This is a genomic window from Roseicyclus sp., from assembly GCF_018402035.1.
Classification (GTDB): domain Bacteria; phylum Pseudomonadota; class Alphaproteobacteria; order Rhodobacterales; family Rhodobacteraceae; genus Roseicyclus.
In genome coordinates this window covers 56,785-81,639 of the sequence record NZ_JAGYJN010000003.1, presented here as the reverse complement: position 1 = coordinate 81,639, position 24,855 = coordinate 56,785, and the positions used below count along the sequence as shown (strand labels likewise).

21 protein-coding genes are annotated in these 24,855 nt (G+C 61.4%); 15 read left to right on the top strand and 6 right to left on the bottom strand.

The features are described from left to right. The first annotated feature begins 104 nt into the window (after positions 1–104). From bchC to dxs, 11 genes are all read left to right on the top strand, one after another. Positions 105–1,046: a chlorophyll synthesis pathway protein BchC gene (gene bchC, locus KG698_RS06470; protein ID WP_213684995.1), complete on the top strand. Its 942-nt coding sequence runs from the start codon at positions 105–107 to the stop codon at positions 1,044–1,046. Further along, positions 1,043–2,044 (top strand): chlorophyllide a reductase iron protein subunit X, encoded by a 1,002-nt coding sequence (locus tag KG698_RS06465; RefSeq protein ID WP_213684751.1) that lies wholly within the window; start codon positions 1,043–1,045, stop codon positions 2,042–2,044. Before bchC ends, KG698_RS06465 begins: the two co-directional genes overlap by 4 nt. Before the next feature lie 4 nt (positions 2,045–2,048). Further along, complete coding sequence (gene bchY / locus KG698_RS06460) at positions 2,049–3,635, top strand: chlorophyllide a reductase subunit Y (RefSeq protein ID WP_213684750.1); 1,587 nt, start codon at positions 2,049–2,051, stop codon at positions 3,633–3,635. Positions 3,636–3,741: 106 nt separating this feature from the next. After that, on the top strand, positions 3,742–5,220 hold the full coding sequence (gene bchZ / locus KG698_RS06455; protein WP_213684749.1) for a chlorophyllide a reductase subunit Z: 1,479 nt from the start codon (positions 3,742–3,744) through the stop codon (positions 5,218–5,220). Then, positions 5,217–5,435, top strand: coding sequence for a cytochrome PufQ (pufQ, locus tag KG698_RS06450; RefSeq protein WP_213684748.1), 219 nt, complete (start codon positions 5,217–5,219; stop codon positions 5,433–5,435). The genes bchZ and pufQ overlap by 4 nt, the downstream gene beginning before the upstream one ends. Positions 5,436–5,650: 215 nt before the next feature. Further along, the gene (pufB, locus tag KG698_RS06445; RefSeq protein WP_213684747.1) at positions 5,651–5,800 is read left to right on the top strand and encodes a light-harvesting antenna LH1, beta subunit; all 150 of its coding nucleotides are present in this window, start codon (positions 5,651–5,653) and stop codon (positions 5,798–5,800) included. A gap of 14 nt (positions 5,801–5,814) precedes the next feature. Further along, entirely contained in the window at positions 5,815–5,979 is a 165-nt protein-coding gene (pufA, locus tag KG698_RS06440; protein ID WP_109666569.1) for a light-harvesting antenna LH1, alpha subunit, read from the top strand. A gap of 139 nt (positions 5,980–6,118) precedes the next feature. Further along, positions 6,119–7,021, top strand: a complete 903-nt coding sequence (pufL, locus tag KG698_RS06435) for a photosynthetic reaction center subunit L (RefSeq protein ID WP_213684746.1) — start codon at positions 6,119–6,121, stop codon at positions 7,019–7,021. Beyond that, positions 7,021–8,025: a photosynthetic reaction center subunit M gene (gene pufM, locus KG698_RS06430; protein ID WP_213684745.1), complete on the top strand. Its 1,005-nt coding sequence runs from the start codon at positions 7,021–7,023 to the stop codon at positions 8,023–8,025. Before pufL ends, pufM begins: the two co-directional genes overlap by 1 nt. Before the next feature lie 3 nt (positions 8,026–8,028). Then, positions 8,029–9,129: a photosynthetic reaction center cytochrome PufC gene (pufC, locus tag KG698_RS06425; protein ID WP_213684744.1), complete on the top strand. Its 1,101-nt coding sequence runs from the start codon at positions 8,029–8,031 to the stop codon at positions 9,127–9,129. Positions 9,130–9,297: 168 nt separating this feature from the next. Beyond that, positions 9,298–11,217 carry a 1-deoxy-D-xylulose-5-phosphate synthase gene (dxs, locus tag KG698_RS06420; protein WP_213684743.1) on the top strand — a complete coding sequence of 640 codons (1,920 nt, stop codon included), beginning with the start codon at positions 9,298–9,300 and terminating at the stop codon, positions 11,215–11,217. An 18-nt stretch (positions 11,218–11,235) separates the two neighbouring features. Here dxs and idi read toward each other — a convergent pair whose 3' ends face one another. From idi to KG698_RS06390, 6 genes are all read right to left on the bottom strand, one after another. Next, positions 11,236–11,757 (bottom strand): isopentenyl-diphosphate Delta-isomerase, encoded by a 522-nt coding sequence (gene idi, locus KG698_RS06415; protein WP_213684742.1) that lies wholly within the window; start codon positions 11,755–11,757, stop codon positions 11,236–11,238. Then, positions 11,754–12,935 carry a geranylgeranyl diphosphate reductase gene (locus KG698_RS06410; protein ID WP_213684741.1) on the bottom strand — a complete coding sequence of 394 codons (1,182 nt, stop codon included), beginning with the start codon at positions 12,933–12,935 and terminating at the stop codon, positions 11,754–11,756. The genes idi and KG698_RS06410 overlap by 4 nt, the downstream gene beginning before the upstream one ends. Positions 12,936–12,937: 2 nt before the next feature. Next, positions 12,938–14,230, bottom strand: a complete 1,293-nt coding sequence (locus tag KG698_RS06405) for a BCD family MFS transporter (protein WP_213684994.1) — start codon at positions 14,228–14,230, stop codon at positions 12,938–12,940. Further along, positions 14,227–15,150, bottom strand: a complete 924-nt coding sequence (gene chlG, locus KG698_RS06400; RefSeq protein WP_213684740.1) for a chlorophyll synthase ChlG — start codon at positions 15,148–15,150, stop codon at positions 14,227–14,229. The genes KG698_RS06405 and chlG overlap by 4 nt, the downstream gene beginning before the upstream one ends. A 111-nt stretch (positions 15,151–15,261) precedes the next feature. Beyond that, positions 15,262–16,722, bottom strand: coding sequence for a transcriptional regulator PpsR (gene ppsR / locus KG698_RS06395; RefSeq protein WP_300983067.1), 1,461 nt, complete (start codon positions 16,720–16,722; stop codon positions 15,262–15,264). Positions 16,723–16,726: 4 nt separating this feature from the next. Beyond that, on the bottom strand, positions 16,727–17,554 hold the full coding sequence (locus KG698_RS06390; RefSeq protein WP_213684739.1) for a B12-binding domain-containing protein: 828 nt from the start codon (positions 17,552–17,554) through the stop codon (positions 16,727–16,729). Between the two features lie 317 nt (positions 17,555–17,871). Between KG698_RS06390 and bchF the strand changes: the two genes are divergently transcribed. The 4 genes from bchF (at position 17,872) to KG698_RS06370 (ending at position 24,838) form a co-directional block, all read left to right on the top strand. Beyond that, positions 17,872–18,357, top strand: coding sequence for a 2-vinyl bacteriochlorophyllide hydratase (gene bchF / locus KG698_RS06385; protein WP_213684738.1), 486 nt, complete (start codon positions 17,872–17,874; stop codon positions 18,355–18,357). Further along, complete coding sequence (locus tag KG698_RS06380; protein ID WP_213684737.1) at positions 18,354–19,637, top strand: ferredoxin:protochlorophyllide reductase (ATP-dependent) subunit N; 1,284 nt, start codon at positions 18,354–18,356, stop codon at positions 19,635–19,637. The genes bchF and KG698_RS06380 overlap by 4 nt, the downstream gene beginning before the upstream one ends. Positions 19,638–19,701: 64 nt before the next feature. After that, positions 19,702–21,279, top strand: a complete 1,578-nt coding sequence (gene bchB, locus KG698_RS06375) for a ferredoxin:protochlorophyllide reductase (ATP-dependent) subunit B (RefSeq protein ID WP_213684736.1) — start codon at positions 19,702–19,704, stop codon at positions 21,277–21,279. Then, positions 21,269–24,838 (top strand): magnesium chelatase subunit H, encoded by a 3,570-nt coding sequence (locus tag KG698_RS06370; RefSeq protein WP_213684735.1) that lies wholly within the window; start codon positions 21,269–21,271, stop codon positions 24,836–24,838. Before bchB ends, KG698_RS06370 begins: the two co-directional genes overlap by 11 nt. Positions 24,839–24,855 lie beyond the last annotated feature (17 nt).

The window sequence follows — 24,855 nt, the reverse complement described above, 5'->3', positions numbered from 1 at the left end:
TCTATTTGGATTGACATAAAATAGTGTCAGGATAAACTGACAGTCAAGTTGCCGCAGGTGCAGGATTCTTTTGTGTGCTTGCGCTCATGTCAGGAAAGACACCCGTGATCTCGAACGCCGTCATACTTCAAGGCCCCAAGACCCTCGGCGTAGGTCAGCTTGACCTGACCGATCCCGGTCCTGATGATCTTGTGGTGGATGTGCGTCATTCGGGGATTTCCACAGGCACGGAAAAGCTTTTCTGGTCGGGCGAAATGCCGCCCTTCCCCGGCATGGGGTATCCGCTTGTCCCCGGCTACGAGGCCGCGGGTGAAGTTGTCAGTGCCGGACCCGGCACGGGCTTCAAGGTGGGTGATGTCGTCTTTGTTCCCGGCGCAAATTGCTACGGTGAGGTCAAAGGGCTGTTCGGCGGTGCCGCAAGCCGTTTGGTCACCGCCGCCAATCGCGTTGTGCGGATCGACCCGGCACTTGGGGCCGAAGGCGCGCTTTTGGCGCTGGCCGCGACCGCCCGCCACGCGCTTGCAGGCATGAACACCCGCCTGCCAGAGCTGATCATCGGCCATGGCGTCTTTGGCCGCCTGTTGGCCCGGCTGACGATTGCTGCAGGTGGCCCAGCCCCGACCGTTTGGGAAATCAACGAAGATCGTCAGTTGGGTGCGACGGGCTACAGCGTCATTCATCCCGATGCCGATCCGCGCCGCGATTATGGCTGCATCTATGACGCCTCCGGCGTGTCGTCGCTTTTGGACACAATGGTTGGTCGTCTGGCCAAGGGCGGCGAGATCGTCTTGGCCGGCTTTTACCCCGAGCCGCTGCAATTCGCCTTTCCGCCCGCCTTCATGCGCGAGGCGCGGTTCCGTATCGCCGCCGAATGGACGCGCGAAGATCTGATCGCCACGCGCGATCTGATCAACCATGGCGCGCTGAGCCTCTCGGGGCTGATCACGCATACCGCAACTGCAGAGCAAGCCGAGAGTGCGTATCAGACCGCGTTCGAAGACCCGGCTTGCCTGAAAATGATTCTAAGCTGGGAGAACGCCGCATGAGCCTCGATGTTCCGAACCTGCGTGATTACGACGCCAAGCTGCGCGAAGAAGCCAATGAGCCGACGCTCGAGGTGCCGCAGGGCGAGCCGACCAAGAAAACCCAGATCATCGCGATCTACGGTAAGGGCGGCATCGGCAAGAGCTTCACGCTTGCCAATCTCAGCCACATGATGGCCGAACAGGGCAAGCGCGTGCTGCTGATCGGCTGCGACCCGAAATCCGATACCACCTCGCTGCTTTTCGGCGGCAAGGCCTGCCCCACGATCATCGAGACCTCGACCCAGAAGAAACTGGCGGGTGAGGAAGTGAAGATCGGCGATGTCTGCTTCAAGCGCGGCGGTGTTTTCGCGATGGAGCTTGGCGGCCCCGAGGTCGGGCGCGGCTGTGGTGGTCGCGGGATCATCCATGGGTTCGAACTACTCGAGAAGCTCGGCTTCCATGATTGGGATTTCGACTATGTCTTGCTCGACTTTCTGGGCGATGTGGTCTGTGGCGGCTTTGGCCTGCCCATCGCGCGCGACATGGCGCAAAAGGTGATTCTGGTCGCCTCGAACGACCTGCAATCGCTGTATGTGGCCAACAACGTTTGCTCGGCGGTGGAATATTTCCGCAAGCTGGGCGGCAATGTCGGCGTCGCGGGCCTCGTCATCAACAAGGACGACGGCTCGGGCGAGGCGCAGGCATTCGCCGAGGCCGTGGGCATCCCGATCTTGGCTGCCATTCCGCAAAACGACGATCTGCGCAAGAAGTCGGCGAATTACCAAATCGTCGGCACCGCAGAAAGCGAATGGGGCAGCCTGTTTGCCGCGCTGGGCGACAATGTTGCTGTCGCGCCGCCGATGAAGCCCGTCGCGCTGAACCAAGACCAGCTGTTGCAGCTGTTCGATGGATCGGAAACAGGCGCAGGCATCACGCTGGAACCGGCAAGCGATGCCGACATGCGCGGTAAGAATGCGGTTCATAAACCGTCCCTCGAAGTCATCTACGACGAGGCGTGACGCAATGGCCGATGATTTCAGAGAGGTCCGCTACGACGATACCGCCGACGCCCCGGTGATCCGGGGCGAGGCGAATGTCGACGCGAGCGCCCCCGCTGTCGCACCGCAAGGTGGCGATGGTATGGGCTGCCATGCCGGTGCCGGTGAAATGGAAAAGGCCGCCCGCATGGCGGGCAAATCCGAGATCCTTGACCAATACGCCAAGGATTACCCCCAAGGTCCGCATGACAAACCGCAATCCATGTGCCCTGCTTTTGGCAGCTTGCGCGTGGGCCTGCGGATGCGCCGCACCGCGACCGTGCTGAGCGGTTCGGCCTGCTGCGTCTATGGGCTGACCTTTGTGAGCCATTTCTACGGCGCACGGCGGTCCGTCGGTTATGTGCCTTTCAATTCTGAGACACTCGTTACGGGCAAGCTGTTCGAGGACATCCGCGAAGCCGTGCATGAGATGGCCGACCCCGAGCGTTATGACGCGATCGTGGTGACGAACCTTTGCGTGCCGACCGCATCGGGTGTGCCGCTTCGCCTGTTGCCCAACGAGATTAACGGAGTCCGGATCGTCGGTATCGATGTACCCGGCTTTGGCATCCCCACCCATGCAGAGGCCAAAGACGTCCTTGCGGGTGCGATGCTCAACTATGCCCGACGGGAAGTGGAGGCCGGCCCAGTTCAAGCCCCCGTTTCGGGTAAATCAGACCGTCCGACAGTGACCCTGTTGGGCGAAATGTTCCCTGCAGACCCATTGGGTATTGGAGGGATGCTCGCGCCACTCGGTCTGGCGGCAGGTCCGGTCGTTCCCTGTCGTGAGTGGCGCGAGCTCTATTCTGCGTTGGATAGCCAAGTCGTGGCGGCGATTCATCCGTTCTACACCGCCGCGATCCGCGAGTTCGAAGCGGCTGGCCGCACTATCGTGGGCTCTGCCCCCGTTGGCCATGACGGCACCGCCGATTGGTTGGCGGCCATCGGGGCCGCCTATGGTGTCGGTGCCGACAAGATCGCGGCGGCGCAAAACGCGTTTTTGCCCGCGATCAAGGCGGGGCTTGCCGCGAACCCGATCAAAGGGACCATCACCTTGTCGGGCTATGAAGGGTCCGAGCTATTGGTCGCGCGCCTGCTGATCGAAAGCGGTGCAGATGTGCCTTACGTCGGGAGCGCTTGCCCCAAGACGAAATGGTCGGCGCCCGATATCGCATGGCTTGAGGCGCGCGGCGTCAAGATCAAGTTCCGCGCCAGCCTTGAGGATGATTGCGCCGCGATGGAGGCGATCAAGCCTGATCTCGCCATCGGCACGACGCCCGTGGTCCAGAAGGGCAAAGAGATGGGCATCCCGTCGCTCTATTTCACCAACCTGATTTCGGCGCGTCCCCTGATGGGGCCGGCTGGTGCAGGCTCGCTTGGTCAAGTGGTCAATGCCGCGATGGCCAACAAGGGCCGTATGGATCATATGCGCGAATTCTTTGCCGGGGTGGGCGAAGGCGACACCGCCGGGATTTGGGAGGGTGCGCCGAACCTGCGCCCCGATTTCCGCGCTGCGCATCAAAAGAAACTCGACAAGGCCGCGCGCGCCGCCCAGGCGGAGCAGATGATATGAGCGCGGTTTATCAGAGTGTTTCGGCCCTGCGGGCCGACCCGCTGGGGGGCGCTGCCCCCCAGACCCCCAGGGATATTTCTGAAACGAAGAAGACTGGAGCGGTGTCATGCTGATCCAGGATCATGACCGCGCCGGTGGCTATTGGGGGTCGGTCTATGCCTTTACCGCGGTAAAGGGGTTGCAGGTTATCATCGACGGGCCGGTGGGTTGCGAAAACCTGCCGGTGACGAGCGTGTTGCACTACACCGACGGCTTGCCGCCGCATGAATTGCCCATTGTGACCACCGGTCTGGGCGAGGAAGAGCTTGGCCGCGACGGTACCGAAGGCGCGATGAAGCGCGCTTGGGGTGTGTTGGACCCGGCTTTGCCATCGGTCGTTGTCACAGGGTCGATTGCCGAGATGATCGGCGGCGGCGTGACGCCGATGGGCACCAATATCCAGCGTTTCCTGCCGCGCACCATTGATGAGGATCAGTGGGAATCGGCCGACCGCGCGATGACCTGGATCTTTACCGAGTTTGGCATGACCAAGGGGCGCATGCCGCCCGAAAAGCCACGCGAAGAAGGTGCGGCGCCACGGGTCAATATCCTTGGGCCGATGTATGGCACCTTTAACATGCCATCGGATTTGCACGAGATCCGGCGGCTGGTCGAAGGGATCGGGGCCGAGGTCAATATGGTCATGCCCTTGGGCAGTCATCTGGCCGAGATGCGCAATCTGGTGAATGCGGATGTGAACATTTGCATGTATCGCGAATTTGGTCGCGGTTTGTGTGAAGTGCTGGGCAAGCCCTATCTGCAAGCGCCGATCGGGGTGGAAAGCACCACGAAATTCCTACGCAAGCTGGGCGAGTTGCTGGGGCTGGACCCCGAGCCCTTTATCGCACGCGAAAAGCATTCCACGATCAAGCCTGTCTGGGATCTATGGCGCTCGGTCACGCAAGATTTCTTTGCGACGGCCAGTTTCGGCATCGTCGCCAATGAGACCTATGCCCGTGGCGTTCGGCAATTCCTTGAGACCGATCTGGGCCTGCCTTGCGCCTTTGCGGTGGCGCGGGTGGCGGGGCGCAAGACCGACAATGATCAGGTCCGCGCATTGGTCAGCCAAAAGCGGCCGCTGATCTTGATGGGCTCGATCAACGAGAAGATGTATCTGGCCGAGATGGCGGCGGGGCATGGACCCAAGCCCGCATTCATCCCCGCAAGCTTTCCGGGTGCCGCGATCCGGCGCGCGACTGGCACGCCCTTCATGGGCTATGCGGGTGCCACTTACATGTTGCAAGAGGTCTGCAACGGCCTGTTCGATGCGCTGTTTCACATCCTGCCCTTGGGCAGCCAGATGGACAGCCTTGAGGCCACCCCCACAACGCTGCGCCGCGATTTCCCATGGGATGCGGATGCGCAAACGCTTCTCGACCGGATCGTCGAGGAGCACCCGATTCTGACCCGTATTTCCGCCGCAAAGACGCTGCGCGATGCCGCCGAGAAGACGGCACTCGCCAGCGGGGCTGAGCGGGTCATGAAAGATACCGTCCGTGCATTGGCGCCGGCCGGGTTCGATTTCAACGAGGGAGAGGAAAGATGACAGACTTTACCTCCGACCATCCGGTCGCACGGCACAAGACGCAGAAGGCCGAATTCATGGTCTATTTCGCAATCATTTTCTTAGCGACGCTGCCCTTGGCGACCCTGACTTGGGCGCTGGCGGCGATCCGCACGGGAAGCCTGACCGAGAAGGGCCCGATCAAACGGGCTTGGAGCCAGGCACGTATTATCACGCCGATGATCTTCTCGGCCTGATCTGGCCCAAACCTGCCCAACAAAGCCTGTCGTCAGACCACAGGTGGGTGGGGGAAGCCACAACAAGACACTCGGCGTGACGACCGGAGCCGATACGAAATTCACCCAATTCCGCGCAAGTGGGCTGGGGTGGATGGCCGACAGGGCAATGAGGCCTTGTCGGGGCCCGGCCGCGGGGTTCGCGGCATCGGTCTAACGTTCCGGAGGAAAGTTAAATGGCTGATAATTCCGACCTGTCTTTCACAGGTCTTACTGACGAGCAGGCGCAAGAGCTGCACGCGGTATACATGAGCGGGCTCTGGCTGTTTGCGGCCGTCGCCCTTGTCGCTCACCTTGCCACGTACATCTGGGCACCCTGGTTCTGAGAAGGAGCTAAATCATGGCTAAATTCTACAAGATCTGGCTCATTTTCGACCCCCGCCGCGTGTTCGTGGCACAGGGTGTCTTCCTGTTCCTTCTCGCGGCGATGATCCACCTGGTGGTTCTGTCGTCCGGCCTGAACTGGTTTGAGTCCGCTGCTGCAACCGCAGGTTTCGGCGGCTGATGCGACCCCGTGCCAACCATTGGCGCGGACACTTTTGCTGCGGGCGGGGCCGATCCGCTTTGCCCGCAGCGATCCGAACGATTTTATTGACGGCTGACCGGCACTGCCCGTTGACGCCGCCGAACGCGGAGACAGACGCATGGCTTTGCTAAGCTTCGAAAAAAAGTATCGCGTCCGCGGAGGGACGCTGATTGGCGGCGATCTGTTCGACTTCTGGGTTGGGCCCTTCTACGTGGGCTTTTTCGGGGTCACGACAGCCTTTTTCGCCTTGTTGGGGACGATTTTGATTTTCTGGGGCGCTGCCATGGATGGCAACTTCAACCCTTGGACGATCAATATCGCGCCTCCTGATCTGAGCTACGGGCTCGGCTTTGCGCCGCTCATGGAGGGCGGCCTATGGCAGATCGTCACCTTCTGCGCGATCGGGGCCTTTGTGTCCTGGGCGCTGCGCGAGGTTGAGATCAGCCGCAAACTGGGCATGGGATATCATGTTCCCATCGCTTTCGGTTTTGCGATCTTTGCCTATATGACGCTGGTGGTGTTCCGCCCGCTTCTGATGGGGGCTTGGGGGCATGCTTTCCCCTATGGCATTTTCAGCCACCTCGATTGGGTGTCGAATGTCGGCTACGCCTATCTGCATTTCCACTATAACCCGGCGCATATGATCGCGGTCTCGTTCTTCTTTGCGACGACCTTTGCGCTGGCCCTTCATGGTGGCCTGATCTTGTCTGCGGCCAACCCCGAAAAGGGTGAGCAGGCCAAGACACCGGATCACGAAGATACCTTCTTCCGGGATTTCATCGGCTATTCGATTGGCACCTTGGGTATCCACCGTGTCGGTCTGCTTTTGGCGCTGAATGCCGGTTTCTGGAGTGCGGTCTGTATCATCATCTCTGGCCCGGTCTGGACCTCTGGCTGGCCCGAATGGTGGAACTGGTGGCTGACGCTGCCGATCTGGCCAGACGCAGGCCCGGTACATACCTCCAACTTCCTTGAGACCTACGGCACCAACGCGCCCGTCGTCGCAGGAGGGACCAACTAATGGCCTACTTCGAGTATCAAAACATCTTCACCCAGGTGCAGGTGCGTGGCGAGCCCGAGATGGGCATGGCCATGGAAGACAATATCCAAGGCGGTGACCGCACCCGCACGGCGACGTTCTCGAACCTCGCCGGGTGGTTGGGCAACGCCCAGATCGGCCCGATCTATCTGGGCTGGGCTGGCGTGATCAGCATGGCGACCGGTTTGTTGTGGTTCAACATCGTTGGCCTCAACATGCTGGCGCAGGTTGATTGGTCGCTGACGCAGTTCGTTCGCCAACTGTTTTGGCTGGCGCTGGAGCCGCCCGGCCCTGAGCATGGCTTGTCGATGCCGCCGCTCAATGATGGTGGCTGGTATATCATCTCCAGCTTCTTCTTGCTGATCTCGGTGATGAGCTGGTGGCTGCGGACCTACCTGTTGGCCGCACAGCACAAGATGGGCAAACATATCGCTTGGGCCTTTTTGGCGGCGATCTGGCTGTTCCTTGTGCTGGGCCTGTTCCGCCCCATCTTGATGGGATCTTGGTCGGAGGCTGTGCCTTACGGTATCTTCCCGCACCTTGATTGGACCACGGCCTTTTCGATCCGCTACGGGAACCTTTACTATAACCCGTTCCACGCGCTTTCGATCGTGTTCCTTTATGGCTCCGTCTTGCTGTTTGCGATGCATGGCGCGACCATTCTGGCGGTCTCTCGCTACGGCGGCGACCGCGAGTTGGAACAGATCTATGACCGCGGCACGGCATCCGAGCGCGCGGGCCTGTTCTGGCGCTGGACCATGGGCTTTAACGCCACGATGGAAGGTATCCATCGCTGGGCGTGGTGGTTCGCGGTGTTGACCCCCATCACCGGCGGGATCGGCATCTTGCTGACAGGCACAGTCGTGGACAACTGGTTCATCTGGGCCATCGAACACAACTTCGCACCCGAATACCTGGGCGCTTACGGCTACGAAGCCTACGGCACCTACCAGGACTTCGGCGGCGTTCCGGCGGGAGGTAACTGAGCCATGTTCCCCAAGTGGTTTGACAACTGGAACAAGGACAACCCGACCAACATCTTCGGCCCCGCCATTGCGGTGGGTGTCGCGGGATCGGCGGTGTTCGTGGCGGCGATGATCGTTGGCTTTGGCCAACCCTTCCCGACCGAAAGCCAACAGACCGGCCCGCGCGGCACCGGCATGCATGTGCCAGAGTTCGTGTCGGATCTGGCGGTTTACCCCGATGTGGACCGTTACATCACTTCCGAGCCGGTGGTTCCGACCGCCGACTCTCAGCTTGCGATCGACGTTCTTGAAGGTGTTCCCCCCGCGTTGGCAAATGTCACCGTGGAAAACTACGAACGCCTGCTCGAAGCGATGAGGTCCTGGACCGGCATTCCCGACCTTCTGGAACCGGGCAATGACAGCTACCAGACAGCCCTCGCCTACTCGATGATCGAGATGACGCAGAACATTAACCAGAACTGGGCGGGGCACGTTCAGGCCAATGCGGAGGTGGGCGTGACTTGTTACACTTGCCACCGCGGACAGCCGGTGCCCAACAACATCTGGTTCCGCGTCGGCCCCGTCAACGACAACGTCGCAGGCTGGCCCGCGATCCAGAACCGTGTGACGATGACCTCGAACTTCACCTCGCTGCCCTCGACCTACCTGGAGCATTTCCTGCTTTTGGACGAGAACGGCCAGTATGGTGTCGCGCAAGTTCATGACCTTGTCAGCCGGGCCGAAAACCCGCCGGGCAGCCCGCTCATCCAGCACGCCGAAATGACCTACGCCTGGATGAACTACTTCTCGAATTCGCTAGGGGTGAATTGCACCTTCTGCCACAACACCCGCGCCTTCTACGATCCGGCGCAGGTGACCCCGCAATGGGCCACGGCAAGTCTGGGTATCCTGATGGTTCAGGAAACGCTGGAGCAATACATCCTGCCGCTGGAAACCGTGCTGCCGCCCGAACGTCTGGGCCCGGTCTATGCGGATGTGCCGAAGCTGGCTTGCCGCACTTGCCACCAAGGCGAACAGCAGCCGCTCAATGGGTTGAACGTGATCCGGAACTGGCCCGAATTGGCCGTGCTGGATGACCTGCCCGACTACTCGGCCTTCGAGTAGGCCATGCGGGCCGCGGCCCATATCGAATGCGACCGGGGGCGGCCAGCCTCGCCCCCGGTTTCACCTGACCCTTACGTCCCTTCGTGAGGTGCCTTTAGCCGCGGGCAGGTTCAGACCCTGCCAGCGGTTTTTTCGTCTCTCCACCGCCGGTTCGGGAGGACCAGCAAAATGACCGATAGACCCCATACCCCCGTTCTCGACCGTGTCACCTACCCCGCCGATTTGCGCCGGTTGACTGACCACGAGCTGAAACAATGCGCCGATGAGTTGCGGGCCGAGACGATCTCGGCCGTTTCCGAGACGGGCGGCCATTTGGGATCATCGCTGGGTGTGGTCGAGTTGACCGTGGCGATCCATGCGGTGTTCAACACGCCCTATGACAAGCTGGTTTGGGATGTGGGCCACCAATGCTACCCCCACAAGATCGTGACCGGCCGCCGCGACCGTATTCGCACGCTGCGCCAAAAGGATGGGCTGTCGGGCTTCACGAAGCGCGCGGAATCCGATTACGACCCCTTCGGCGCGGCGCATTCTTCTACAAGTATTTCGGCAGCCCTTGGTTTCGCCATGGCGCGCGAGATGGGGCAGGCGACAGGTGACGCGATTGCCGTGATCGGCGACGGTTCGATCAGCGCCGGCATGGCCTATGAGGCGCTGAACAATGCGGGTCATATCGGACGGCGCTTGTTCGTGATCCTGAACGACAACGACATGTCTATCGCGCCGCCGACGGGGGCGATGTCAAGCTATTTGGCGGGGCTTGCCAAGAACTCGCCCTTGGCGGCGCTCAAGGATATCGCCGATGGCGTTGCCGCCCATCTGCCCGAACCGCTGCGCCAAGGCGCGGAACGGGCGCGCGAATTGGTGACCGGCCACCAGAAATCCGCGACATTGTTCGAGCATCTGGGCTTTACCTATATCGGCCCGGTCGACGGTCATAACATGGCCGAGCTTTTGAACGTGCTGCGCGGCGCCAAGGCGCGCGCAACGGGGCCGGTGCTGATCCATGCCGTCACCGTCAAGGGCAAGGGCTATGCCCCCGCCGAGCGGTCGGATGATTGCTATCACGGTGTGAACAAGTTCGACGTCGCCACGGGTGTGCAAAAGAAATCCACCCCCAATGCGCCCGCTTATACGAATGTCTTTGGCGAATGCCTCAAGCGCCATGCCGAGGGGGATAGCCGCATTGTCGGGATCACCGCCGCCATGCCCGGCGGCACGGGGTTGAACATCTTGCAAAAGGCGATGCCGGGCCGCGTGTTCGATGTGGGAATTGCCGAGCAGCACGCCGTGACCTTTGCCGCCGGGATGGCGGCGGGGGGCATGCGGCCCTTCTGCGCGATTTACTCAAGCTTCCTTCAACGCGGCTATGATCAGGTCGTCCATGATGTGGCGCTGCAAAACCTGCCCGTGCGATTCATGATCGACCGCGCGGGGTTGGTGGGTGCCGATGGGCCGACGCATGCCGGTGCCTTTGACATCGGGTTTCTGGCAGCACTGCCCAATATGACGGTCATGGCCTGCGCCGATGAGGCCGAGATGGTGCATATGATGGCCATCGCCGCCGCCCATGACAGCGGGCCGATTGCCCTGCGCTATCCGCGCGGCGAGGGCACCGGCGTACCGATGCCCGAGGTGGGCGAGGTGTTGGAGATCGGAAAGGGCCGCATCATCCAGCAAGGCCGCGATATCGCGATCCTCAGCTTCGGTGCGCATTTGGCCGAGGCAACCGATGCCGCCCGCGCGCTTGAGGCCCGCGGTCTGAGCGTGACCATCGCCGATGCCCGTTTCGCCAAGCCGCTTGACACTGCTTTGGTCGATCAACTGGTAGCGGATCATGCGGCGCTGATCACGGTGGAACAGGGCGCGATGCTAGGGTTTGGGGCCATCGTGCTGCACCATCTGGCGGCCACGGGGCAGCTTGATCGTGGTGTCGCGATCCGCACCCTTTGCCTGCCTGATCGGTTCATCGACCAAGCAAGCCCTGCGGATATGTATGCTGATGCCGGGTTGACCGCCCAAGATATCGCCGCCGCCGCATTGGATGCGATGGGTGTTGCGACGCTGACAGGAAAAGCCCGCGCCTGAACGGTGCGGGCCAAAGCCTCAAGCTGATTGGAAAATCACGCCTGCATGGTCACGCAGATAGATCTGTAGCCATGGCGTAAAGCCAGCGGGCCTTGCCGCAACATCTTCTATAAGATTATGTAGGGGCGTCCAGATTGTATCCATCACCTCATCAGGGTTCGGCACGGGCTCATGCCCGTGTGCCAATTCACCGACAAAGATATCGACCACCTCATGCTCAATCAGCCCGCCGCCCACATCGGCGCGGTATTCGACCGTATCGCGGAAACTGAGCGCGACATCGTCTAGGCCAAGCTCTTGCCCCAAGCGCCGCGTGGCGCAATCAAGCGAGGCCTCGCCCCAATGGGGATGGGTGCAGCAGGTATTCGCCCATAGCCCCGGCGTGTGATACTTGCCCATGGCCCGGCGCTGTAGCAGCACCTTGTCGCCGCGCATCAGGAAGACAGATATCGCCTTATGCCGGATACCCTTTATATGGGCCTCCAGCTTTTCGACGGGGGTCAGTTCGCCGTTCACCCAGGCCGGGATCATCTCGGTCATACGTGTGTGGGGGAAACCAGCCCGGTCAGATGGGCAAGGTTCTTGATCCCGATCTTGATATGGGCAAGGGGGCGGGCCTTGACCAATTCCTTGTTCATATAGGCCTCGAACGTCAGGCGTTGCACATCGATATCATGGCAGAGCGAGACGAAACGCTCGCGCCGTTCATCGGATTTGTAATAGGCATCCTGCATCGCGCCCAACACCTTAAAGACCGATTTATGGTCGCGCATGAACAGCTTTCGCGCAAGCTTGAGATCCTTGATCATCCCGGTCTGAAGCTTTGTCGCCGCCGCAATCGCGGCGACGCGCCCGCCGACCATCGCGTAATAGATCCCCTCACCGCTTGAGGGGGCGACGACACCGGCGGCATCGCCCGCCAGCACCACATCATGCCCATTGTCCCATTCGTCCAATGGCTTGAGCGGGATCGGCGCGCCCTCTTTGCGGATGGTTTTGCAATCGGCCAGACCGCTTGCCTCGCGCAGATCGGCGGTGGCCTTCTTCAGATCGACCTCTTTCAGAAAGCTGCCCATGCCGATAGAGGCCGATTTGCCATGCGGGAAAACCCAGCCGTAGAAATCGGGGCTGATCCGGCCATCATAGATCACATCGCAGCGGTCGGGATGGTAATCGCCACGCGGGCCGGGGGCCTCGACGATCTCGTGATAGGCGATCACATAGGGGATCTTGTCGCCATCCTTGATCTCGGTCCGCGCCACGTTAGAGCGTGCGCCATCGGCACCGATCACCATCTTGGTGGTCAGGGCGCGATCTTCGCCCGTGGCCTTGTCGCGGTAATGGACATGGGTGCCATCCTTATCGCGCGTGATCTTGGTATAGGTGCCGGTCAGCCGCTCGGCCCCGGCATAGGCGGCGCGCGCGCGCAGGAATTCGTCGAAATGTTCGCGATCCACCATGCCGACAAAGCCGTTCTCGATCGGAATATCGACGCGCCGCCCGGTGGGGGAAATCATCCGCGCGGTCGTGATCTTGGCGACCAGCTGGTCATCGGGGATCTGGAAATCGCGGATCAAGCGCGGCGGGATCGCACCGCCACAGGGTTTGATCCGTCCCGCGCGATCCAAAAGCGCAACCTTATGGCCCGAGCGCGCCAGATCTTCGGCGGCGGTCGCACCCGAAGGGCCACCGCCCACAACGACGACATCGTATTTCATGGTCATTCTCCCGGTACGGTCGCGCCTGAATGTGGCGACATGGATATCCTGCCCTCTATCACGCGCAGCGCCATCAGCGCTGCGGCGAGATAAAGAAGCGCCTCGAATGTGAAAACGGCCCCAAAAGCCGTGGCGTCATCGGTGACAAGCCGCGCCAGATCGACAAGGCCCGCACCGGCGAGCCCGCCGAAACCGGCGGCAATCGCTTGCGCGGCACCCCATAGGCCCATCCGCGTGCCTTCACGCGCATTGCGCCCCTCGCCCGCCAGCGCCATCATCGATCCGATGGCCGCGACCGCAAACATGCCGTTGAAAAACCCAAGCGTGACGACCACGGGCAACAAGGGTGCGCCCGGCCCGATCTGGCCCAAGGCGGACACACCGATCAACGCCGCCGCCGATCCGATGCAGCCGATCACGACCCAAGCCCGCAAGCTCAACAGCTTGAGCGCGGTGCCTGCCACGCCGACGACAACCATCCCAAGGAACACACCGCCATTCTGCGCGCCCGAAAGCGTCGTGGATTGGCCGGGGGTGAAACCAAAGACAAGGCCGGAATAGGGTTCAAGGATCAACTCCTGCATGAAATAGGCGGTCATGCTGAGGAAGACGAAAAGCGTGAACATGCGCGCCTTAGGTTCGGCCCAAATCTCGCGCAGCCCAACCATGAAGGGGGCGCTTTCGGCCACGGGCTGTGCGATGACTTGCGCCTCGATCCCGCGCACGGCGATGCAGGTCAGCACGAAGGCACCCAACGTGACGACCGCCACCACCTGCATCAGCCGCAAGGGGGTGTAGGGGTCGAGGAACTGGCCCGAGATACCCGCCGTCATCGCGATGCCAAAGATCATCATCAGCCAAGTGATCGTCGCGGCCGCCGGCCTGCGGCGCGGCGCGGTCGATGTGGCCAATAGCGCCAAAAGCGAGGTGCCGGATGCGCCAACGCCAACACCGATGGCGGCATAGGCAAGGATCGAGATGATCAGGCCAAGCGCTGCCTGCGTCTCCATCACGACGACGCCGTAAGCCGCCGCCAGTCCGCCAAAGGCCAAGATCGCCATGCCACCGATGATCCAGCGCGTACGCTTGCCCCCGGTGTCGGATTTATAGCCCCATTGGGGGCGGGTGATCTGTATCCCGTAATGCAGCGCCACCAGCGCGCCGGGTAAAACGGCCGGTAGGGCAAGCTCGACCACCATCAGCCGGTTCAAGGTCGAGGTGGTCAGCACCACGATGGCCCCAAGCGCCATCTGCACAAAGCCAAGGCGGATGATCTGAAGCCAGCCGAGCGTCATGGCCATGCCTCTAACGTGCGCACGGCAAAGGCCGTGACCATCATGCCCGAGACGTAAAGCGTGACACCCACGCCGTTATACCAAGGCGCGCGGCCCTTCGGATCGCGCAGCAGAACTTGCATCGCATAGGCTTGGGCGATCAGTGACATGGCGATGGCCAGCCCGTGAAGGGGCCGGTCCCAAACAAAGAAGAGCAGGGCGAAGACGAACACCTGCGGCACGGCCATCACGATGCAGGCAAGCCTTGCCGCGCGTTCGGGGCCAAGTGTCACGGGCAGGGAATTCACGCCCATCTGGCGGTCCCCCTCCAGCGCTTTGAAGTCGTTGAGCGTCATGATCCCATGCGCGCCAATGCCGTAAAGCAGCGCCACGATGATCACCGGCCAGCTAGGCGCGCCCATCGACAAGACGGCGGCACCCGTGAACCAAGGCAGGGTTTCATAGGAAAGCCCCACCAGCCCCGGCCCCCACCAGCCTGAGCGCTTGAGCCGGACGGGTTCCGCCGAATAGGCCCAAGCCGCCGCAATGGCCAGCAGCGTCGCGCCAAAGCCCCAAGGCCCAAGCGCCAGCCCGATGATGGCGGCAGCCACCGACATGATGATCGCGATCCAAAGCCCCCAACGCCCCGGAATACGCCCCGAAGGGATCGGGCGATGCGGTTCGTTGATCGCGTCGACATGGCGGTCGCACCAATCATTTGCCGCTTGGCTCATGCCGCACACGATCGGCCCGGCAAGAATGACCCCAAGGATCACCGCCAACCAATGCCCCGATGGCGCAACCCCCGCCGAGACGGCACCGCAAAGATAGGCCCACATTGGCGGAAACCATGTGATCGGTTTCAGCAATGTCAGCACCGCCCGTGTTTCGGGCAAGCGACGATCAGCAGAGGCAGGGTTGAGGTCGGTCGTTACACTCATAAGTGTAAACATAGCCTGACAGTTTACGAGTCGGCAAGTGTAAACAGGTCTTTACGCATGCCGAAGATGCCCCAAGATCAGGGCGCGCGCATCAGCGGTCAAAAGGGGTGATCAGTTCTCGGTGCTGCGGTCGGATCGGCTGAGCAGCCCGTATTTGCGCAGCTTCACGTAAAGCGATTGCCGCGACAGGCCCAGCATCTCGGCGGCGGCGACACGGTTGTTGTCGGTCAATTCGACCGCCGTTTCGATGCACATCTTCTCGACCACATCGGTGGTTGCCGCCACGATATCCTTTAGCGGGGCAGAGCCCACCAGATCCATCACATTGCGCATCGCGTCGTCCGACACCGTTCCGGTTCCCGGCATCGCCGAGGCGCTTGGCTCGCGCACAACTTCCATCCGCGAGGTGTCGCGGATCACGAAGGCAAAACCTGTCGCACCAGCCGCGCTCAGATGGGTTGCCGACATCTCGACCGAAAGCTGCGAGCCGTAAGCCCCCTCAAGCCTTGTGGCATAGATCCGCATCTTGCCCGACCGCGCGGCATTGTCGGTCAATACCTTCAAATCGACACTGGCGCGCGCAAGGAACTCGGCCAAAGACCGCCCGCGCACATCAGCAAGCGAACCTGCATCGGTCAGGTTCAAGAACGCATCATTGGCCGAACGGATCGTGCCATGGGCATCGGTGATGACGATGGCATCCGGCCCTTCGCGGTAAAGCTGCGCCAAGGTGTTGGATAGCTCAACCGCTACGGTCTCTTGCGATTTGGCCGACTCGATTCGGCACAAAAGCGATTTGTCGCCCGCCGCGCGGAACACGATGGGGTGCAGCGAAACATCGATCTTGCCGCGCCGCGTGGTCGCCGTGACCGGGCCACCCGTCCCATCGCCCGAGGCAAGCACAAGTCCCTCGATGAACTCGCCCCGGCGGCGACCGTCGAATTCTTGGGTAAAGGCACTGCCGGTCAGCGTATCAATCTCGGCACCAAGCATCTGTGCGGCGGCCGAGTTCAGATCGACGATCCGCCCCGAGGCGACATCGACCAAGACCATCGCATCGCGCACCGCCTCCATGATCACGCGATAGCGTGTCTCGTAGTCGCGATGCGTCTCATAATCTTTCTCAAGCGCAAGCTGCGCCTTGACCAGCCGATGCTGCAATTCGGCGATAGGGCGCAGGTCGCGGCCCAGCATCAAGATGATATCGGGATTGCTGGTCTTGTGGACCGTGTAGCGGATCGGGAATTCCCAATTCGCATTGTCGAAATGGTTCACCTCGATGGCATCGACGGCCATCTTCTTGCCTTCGCGATGCGCGTCAAGCTGCGCTTCAAGCTTGGACAGGCTGTCTTCGGCCATGAACTCGCGGATATCGCGATCTTTCCAATGGTCGAGCCGCCCCAAGGTGGGGTTGAGCGGGTTCACGATTACGGATTTAACGGTGCCCTCGGTGTCAAGAACCAAGGCAAGATCGGCTGCTGTGGTGACGATCTCATTGAACTGCTCCGGCCCGATGGTCGGTGCCGACGGCTGATCCCAGAAATCTGATCCGCGCGTGTTCATACGATCCATATCCCTAGAGCCGATCCAACAGTTCGCCGGCCAAGCCTTCCAATTCTTGCAGCGGCCCCTCGGGGGATACCACCGCATTCAATCCACACCGCCGCAGTGCCGATACGGCGTCACGGGCAGTATGATCCGCACCGCTAAGCGCAAGCACATCTAACCCCTTGTCGAGGATAGCCCCCCCAATCACGATCGGGGTCACACGCGCTACAGTAAGGTGAATTATGTCCACCAATTCTTTTGCCGATGCAAGTGTTCTGCGCCCTGAAACCGTAATCCCAACCATGCGATAGGGCTTGCGCCTCAGCATCTCGTGGATCTGTCTGGGGTGACGATCAACCGCCACATCGACCCGGTAGCCGCGTCGCCGCAATTGATCGGCCAAGACAAAGGCACCAAGCGTATGATGCTCGCCGCGCGGAATGATCACAAGGATCGTTGGCGCATCGGTATGGGCCGCGCTGCGCCCGGTGTCATGCCAGCCCAAACCGCGCACTGTTTCTTGCAAGCGCGCGGCACCAATCGTGACATCGGCAAAGCTGATCGCATCGGTGCCCCAACGCTCGCCCATCTCTTGTGCCACGGCAGGTACGATATGATCGATGATCTCGGTTGCTCTTACGCCATCTTGGCGCAGCCGCATCAGCATGTCGTGGCGGCGCTCTTCCTCGGGCGCGATGAACGCATCGCAAAGCTGCATCAGCCGTAGCTTTAGCCCATCAGACCGCCCCGGCCTGTCAGCCGCAAGAACGGCGATGGCGCGCTGCGCAAGGCGCGCAATCTCGGCAGCCTCGATGGCTTGTCGGCCCGCCGCTTTGCTGTGCCGTTCGTTATGCATTTGATGTCACCGATTGCGCCACCGCCCAAATATGTCCGTCGGCATCGACGTTGGTCAGGAGCAAGTTGGCCTTAAGTAAGTGTCGCGCATTCTTCCTATTCTGTCAAAGTAAATTGACACGTGGGGTGTTTCAAGGCGCCCGCCCGCCGAAGTTTTGGAATCTTTCCTCAGAAAATCACGCATTTTCCGCTGGTTTCTCTGGGTGCCCAGCTCCCAAATACTTCGCCTCACCAGACAGTTAATGTGTAAGTTTTAATTGACACTCAACCATGCCGGAGGCTAACTTTTCCATATCGTCCAAAGGAATCGAACATCGAATGCCGACCGAAACACTCACATCGGTACCGTCACGCCAGCTTTACACCTCTGAGGAACGGGCGCGGCGCGACAGCACGGTTTGGACGACCGTGCAGGGTGTTCTGGCGCCACTGCAATTCGTGGTTTTCCTTGTTTCCTTGGGGCTTGTGCTGCGTTTCATGATGACCGGCGCAGGCTACGAGGCCGCGACGGTATCGATTATTCTCAAGACCGCTGTGCTTTTGACCATCATGGTGACAGGCGCGATCTGGGAAAAAGTGGTCTTTGGCCAATACCTGTTTGCCGATGCTTTCTTCTGGGAGGATGTGGTCAGCTTTTTGGTGATCGCGCTGCACCTTACCTATGTCTGGGCGCTGGTCGCGGGCTGGCCCCATGCTGATCAGATGTGGATCGCGCTGGCGGCCTATACCGCCTATGTCATCAACGCCGCCCAATTCATCTGGAAGCTGCGCATGGCGCGTCTGGATGCGGAGGGGCGCGCATGAACCGCCCCGCGAGTATTCCCGCCGCCACCTGCCGCGACGCGCCGATTCTGAAAGAACGCGGCCAACGCGAAGTGTTTTGCGGCCTGACCGGGATCATCTGGCTGCACCGCAAGATGCAGGATGCCTTTTTCCTTGTCGTGGGCTCGCGCACCTGCGCGCATCTGCTGCAATCGGCGGCGGGTGTGATGATCTTTGCCGAACCGCGTTTTGGCACCGCGATCTTGGAAGAGACCGATCTGGCGGGTCTGGCCGATGCCAATGACGAGCTTGACCGCGAAGTCGGTCGCCTTTTGGCGCGTCGCCCCGATATCAAGCAGCTGTTCCTCGTCGGCTCTTGCCCCTCCGAAGTCATCAAGCTGGATCTCGCGCGCGCAGCGCAGCGCCTTACACAGATCCACGCGCCCCATGTGCGGGTGCTCAACTATTCCGGCAGTGGCATCGAGACGACCTTCACCCAAGGTGAGGATGCCTGTCTTGCTTCCATGGTTCCCGTCCTCCCCGGGACGGAGGCACGCGAGCTTTTGCTTGTGGGTGCGCTGCCGGATGTTGTCGAAGATCAGGCCGTTGGCCTGTTGACCAAAATGGGCATCGCTCGGGTCCGGGTTTTGCCCGCACCGCGCACCTCTGATGCGCCGGGTGTTGGACCAAATACCGTTTTTGCCTGCCTCCAGCCCTTTCTGGGCGATACCGCCGCTGCACTGGAACGGCGCGGTGCGCGGATGATCCAAGCCCCCTTTCCCTTCGGCGAGGAGGGCACCACCCTATGGCTGCGCGCCATCGCCGATGAGTTTGGCGTGGATGATGCAACCTTTGAGGCGGTAACAGCCGCCCCCCGCGCGCGGGCGCGCACTGCGATTGCCAATGCCTCCGAGCATCTGCGCGGCAAGACGGTGTTTTTCATGCCCGACAGCCAGCTTGAAATTCCGCTGGCCCGATTCCTGACCCGTGAATGCGGGATGGAGGCGATCGAGATTGGCCAACCCTTCATCCATAAGGGCCTCGTCGGCCCCGATCTGGATCTGATGCCCGCCGGCCCCACGATTTCCGAGGGCCAAGATGTCGATAAACAACTCGACCGCGTCCGCGCCGCGCGCCCCGATCTGACCGTCTGCGGCCTTGGCCTTGCCAATCCGCTGGAGGCAGAGGGCCTGACGACCAAATGGGCCATCGAGCTGGTCTTTACGCCCGTGCATTTCTACGACCAAGCCGGTGATCTGGCAGGGCTCTTTAGCCGCCCGATCCGCCGCCGCGCGCTTTTGAAGCTGGAGGCCGCAGAATGACCGCGCCTCTTCTCTGTTTCTTAAATATCCCGGGGGTCCGGGGGCAGAGCCCCCGGATGCTGCCATGAAGCTGACCGTCTGGACATATGAAGGCCCGCCGCATGTTGGCGCGATGCGTGTCGCCACTGCGATGAAGGGCCTGCATTATGTCCTGCACGCGCCGCAGGGCGATACCTATGCCGATCTTTTGTTCACCATGATCGAGCGGCGCGGCCATCGCCCGCCTGTCAGCTACACAACCTTTGAGGGCCGCGATCTGGGCGAGGATACGGCGGGCCTGTTCAAGCGCGCATGCCAAGATGCCTATGATCGCTTTCAGCCCCAAGCGCTGATCGTTGGCGCCTCTTGCACCGCAGAGTTGATCCAAGATGATCCGGGCGGTCTGGCCGAGACGATGAACCTTCCTGTGCCGGTCATCGCGCTGGAATTGCCGAGCTATCAGCGCAAGGAAAATTTCGGCACGGATGAGACCTTTTACCAGCTGGTCAAGGCCTTGGCGCAGCCTGTCGAGAAAACGCCCGAGATTACCGCGAACCTGATCGGCCCGCTCGCGCTGGGCTTTCGCCATCGCGACGATATCGAAGAGATCAAGGGCCTGCTTTATGACATGGGCATCGGCATCAATGTCGTGGCCCCCTTTGATGCAACACCCCATGACCTGACCCGGCTGGGTGCCGCGCATATCAATATCTTGATGTATCCCGAACACGCTGAGACCGCCGCCCGCCATATGGAGCGGACACTTGGCATTCCCTACACCAAAACCGTGCCCATCGGTGTTGGTGCGACCCATGATTTCGTGGCTGAAGTGGCCCAGATCTGCGGTATCGCGCCGAAAAAAGACCTGAGCCGCCTGCGCCAGCCTTGGTGGTCGAAATCGGTCGACAGCACCTATCTGACCGGCAAGCGCGTGTTCTTGTTCGGCGACGCGACCCATGTGATGGCCGCCGCCCGCATCGCACGCGACGAGATGGGCTTCGAGGTTGTGGGCCTTGGCTGCTACAACCGCGAGTTTGCAAGGCCGATGCGCGCCTTGGCCAAGGATTTCGGCCTCGAGGCGCTGATCAGCGATGATTACCTCGAGGTGGAAAAGGCCATCGAGGATGCAGCCCCCGAGATGATCCTTGGCACCCAGATGGAGCGCCATATCGGCAAGCGCCTTGGCATCCCCTGCGCCGTGATTTCCGCCCCTGTCCATGTGCAGGATTTCCCCGCCCGCTATTCCCCCCAGATGGGCTGGGAAGGCGCCAATGTGATCTTCGACACCTGGATTCACCCGCTGGTCATGGGGCTGGAGGAGCATCTTTTGGCGATGTTCCGCGAGGATTTCGAGTTCCATGACGCGGCTGGCGCCAGCCACCATGGTGGCCACGCGCCAATGCGCGCGGCGGTGGCTGGGGGGCTAGCCCCCCAGACCCCCCAGAGTATTTTCGAAGCAAAGATGGACGAGGTTCCCGCCACAGAATCGAGCGGAACAGATGTCATGGTCTGGCTGGCGGATGCCGAGCGCGAGCTGAAAAAGATCCCCTTTTTCGTGCGGGGTAAAGCGCGGCGCAATACCGAGAAATTCGCGGCCGAGCGCGGTGTGACCCAGATCAGCATCGACACGCTCTACGAGGCAAAGGCCCATTATGCGCGGTGACGGTGATCATATCCCCGGCTACCGGGTCGTGATGGTCACGCTCGACAGCCATGCGGCGGGTCCTGCGGCACGTGTGAGTGAGCGGTTGGCGGGCGAGTTTCCGGGGCTGAACGTGAGCGTGCATGCCGCCGCCGAATGGGCCGAAAACCCCGCCGCCTTGGAAGAGGCGCGCATCGCCGTGCGCCATGGCGACATCATCGTCGCCAATCTTTTGTTCATCGAGGAACATATCAAAGCGATCCTGCCCGCGTTGCAGGCGCGCCGCGATGCTTGCGACGCGATGATCGGCGTCATATCGGCCAAGGAAGTCGTCCAACTGACCAAGATGGGCGATCTGGACATGATGAAGCCCGCGACCGGGCCGATGAAGCTGTTGAAAAAGCTGCGCGGATCAAAAGAGCCTTCGGCCAATTCCGGCGAAAAGCAGATGAAGCTTTTGCGCCGCTTGCCCAAGATCCTGAAATTCATCCCCGGCAAGGCGCAGGATTTGCGCGCATGGTTTTTGACCATGCAATATTGGCTGGGCGGGTCTGACGACAATGTCGAGCAGATGATCCGCTTCCTGATCGGCAGCTATGCCAGCGACCGCGCCTTTAAGGGCGCGCGCGCGGCGGCACCGATCGATTACCCCGAGGTGGGGCTGTATCACCCCGACCTGCCCGGTCATCGCATCACCACCAACCCTGCCGATCTGCCGCAGCCCGCCAACCCGGTTGCGACCGTGGGCCTGATGATGATGCGCAGCTATGTGCTTGCCTCTGACACCGCGCATTATGACGCTGTGATCCGCCAGATGCAGGACGCTGGCCTTGCCGTTTTGCCCGCCTTTGCCGGTGGGCTCGACGGGCGGCCCGCGATCGCGAGCTATTTTGCCGGTGGCAAGATCGACGCCTTGGTCTCGCTCACCGGGTTCAGCCTGATCGGGGGACCGGCCTATAACGACAGCGCGGCGGCGGTTGCGGTTCTGAAGGATCTGGACCTGCCCTATATCGCGGCCCATGCGCTGGAGTTTCAGACCCTTGGTCAATGGGCCTCATCGGCCGGTGGGCTTGGGCCGGTTGAGACCACGATGTTGGTTGCTTTGCCCGAGATCGACGGCGCCACCAATCCAACCGTCTTTGGTGGGCGGCATGGGCTTGATGGCTGCCAAGGCTGTGCGCTGATGTGCCAAAGCCAATCGGCGACCAAGGCGATGGCGCCATGCCCCGAGCGGATCATCAGCCTTGTCGAGAAAACAAAGCGGCTTGCGCTGCTCAGACGCAAGCGCAATGTCGACAAGAAGGTCGGGATCGTTTTGTTCGGCTTTCCGCCCAATGCAGGCGCGATTGGCACGGCGGCCTATCTGAGCGTGTTTGAAAGCCTGTTCAACACGCTGACACGGATGAAGGCAGATGGCTACGCTGTCGAAGTGCCCGCATCGGTCGATGATCTGCGCGATGCGATCCTGAAGGGCAATGCCAAGCAATACGGGCAAGAGGCGAATGTCGCCGACCATGTCGATGCTGACACGATGGTGCGCAATACACCGCCGCTGAAGGAGATCGAGGCGGTTTGGGGTCCGGCACCGGGCAAGATCCAATCCGATGGGCGCGGCGTTTTCATCCTTGGCCAACAGTTCGGCAATGTCTTTGTGGGTGTGCAGCCGACATTCGGCTACGAGGGCGACCCGATGCGCCTGTTGTTCGAGCATGGGTTCGCGCCGACCCATGCCTTTACCCAGTTCTACCTGTGGCTGCGCAACACTTACCGCGCCGATGTGCTTTTGCATTTCGGGATGCATGGGGCGCTGGAATTCATGCCCGGCAAACAGGCCGGGCTTGGCGCGCGCGATTGGCCCGACCGGCTGATCGGCGAGATGCCGAATGTCTATCTCTATGCCTCCAACAACCCGTCCGAGGCGACGCTGGCCAAGCGCCGGTCAAACGCTGTGACGATCACCCATCTGACGCCGCCCTTGGCATCGGCTGGGCTTTACAAGGGGTTGTCGGAACTCAAGGACAGCCTGACGCGGTGGCGCGGTCTGGCCCCCGATGCGCATGAGCGCGCTGATCTGGCCGCGCTGATCGAAACACAGGCCGAAGCCGTCGATCTGACCGCGCGCGACCCTGACCGGCTGTGGCTGACGCTGCTCGAGACTGAGGATGCGCTGATCACTGACGGGCTGCATGTTGTGGGCCGCCCGATGGCCGAGGCAGAGTTGCAAGAGCATCTGCGCGTGATGGCCGAAACCGACCCTGAAACGCGGGTTCGGGTCGAACATCTGCTGCGCCAAGAGACCGAGCTGGGCGGGCTGATGCGCGCGCTTTCGGCCCGCTACATCGCACCCGTGCCGGGTGGTGATTTGATCCGCTCGCCCGAGGTGCTGCCCACGGGGCGCAATATTCACGCCTTCGACCCTTTCCGCATGCCGACCGCTTTCGCGCTGCAAGATGGCGCGCAACAAGCGCAGCGCTTGATCGAGGCGGCGGGCGAGATGCCGCGCTCTGTCGCGCTGGTGCTGTGGGGGTCGGATAACATCAAATCCGACGGCGGCCCGATTGCACAGGCGCTTGCCCTGATGGGCACCAAGCCGCGCTTTGATGGCTATGGGCGGCTGTGCGGTGCCGATCTGATCCCGCTGGAAACGCTTGGTCGCCCACGCATCGATGTGGTGATGACCTTGTCGGGCATCTTCCGCGATTTGTTGCCTTTGCAGACAAGGATGCTGGCCGAGGCGGCGTTCAAGGCGGCAACCGCCGATGAGGCGCCCGAGATGAATTTCGTGCGCGCCCATGCGCTGGACTATGCCGCCAAGATGGGCGTCAGCATGGAAGAGGCCAGTTTGCGGGTCTTTTCCAATGCCGAGGGTGCCTATGGCTCCAACGTCAACCAATTGGTCGATAGCGGCGCTTGGGGCGAAGAGGATGAGCTGGCCGATGCCTATCAGGCGCGGAAATCCTTTGCCTATGGCATGGATGGCAAGGCGCATAAGAATGCGGGCCTTTTGCAGGCGGCGTTGAAAGATGTCGATCTGGCCTATCAGAACCTTGAATCAGTCGAGTTGGGCGTCACCACGGTCGATCATTATTTCGACACGCTGGGCGGCATTTCGCGTGCGGTCAAACGCGCCAAGGGTGGTCAAGAAGCGCCGGTGTTCATCGGCGATCAGACCCGTGGCGCGGGCAAGGTGCGCACGCTGAAAGATCAAGTCGCGCTCGAAACCCGTTCGCGCAGCTTGAACCCAAAGTGGTTCGAGGGGCTTTTGAAGCACGGCCATGAGGGCGTGCGCATGATCGAGGCGCAGGTGACCAATACGCTGGGCTGGTCGGCCACGACGGGTCAGGTCGATCCATGGGTCTATCAGCGCCTCTCCGAGACATTTGTACTGGACGAAGAGATGCGCCGCCGCATGGCCGCGCTGAACCCGCAGGCGTCGGTCCGTATGGCCAACCGCCTGATCGAGGCCTTCGAACGCAATTACTGGCAACCCGATGAGGCCACATTGGCCGCGCTTCAGGCTGGCGCGGATGAGCTGGAAGACACGCTTGAGGGGCTAACCCCGGGCATGGCCGCGGAATAGGAAGGACGACACCGATG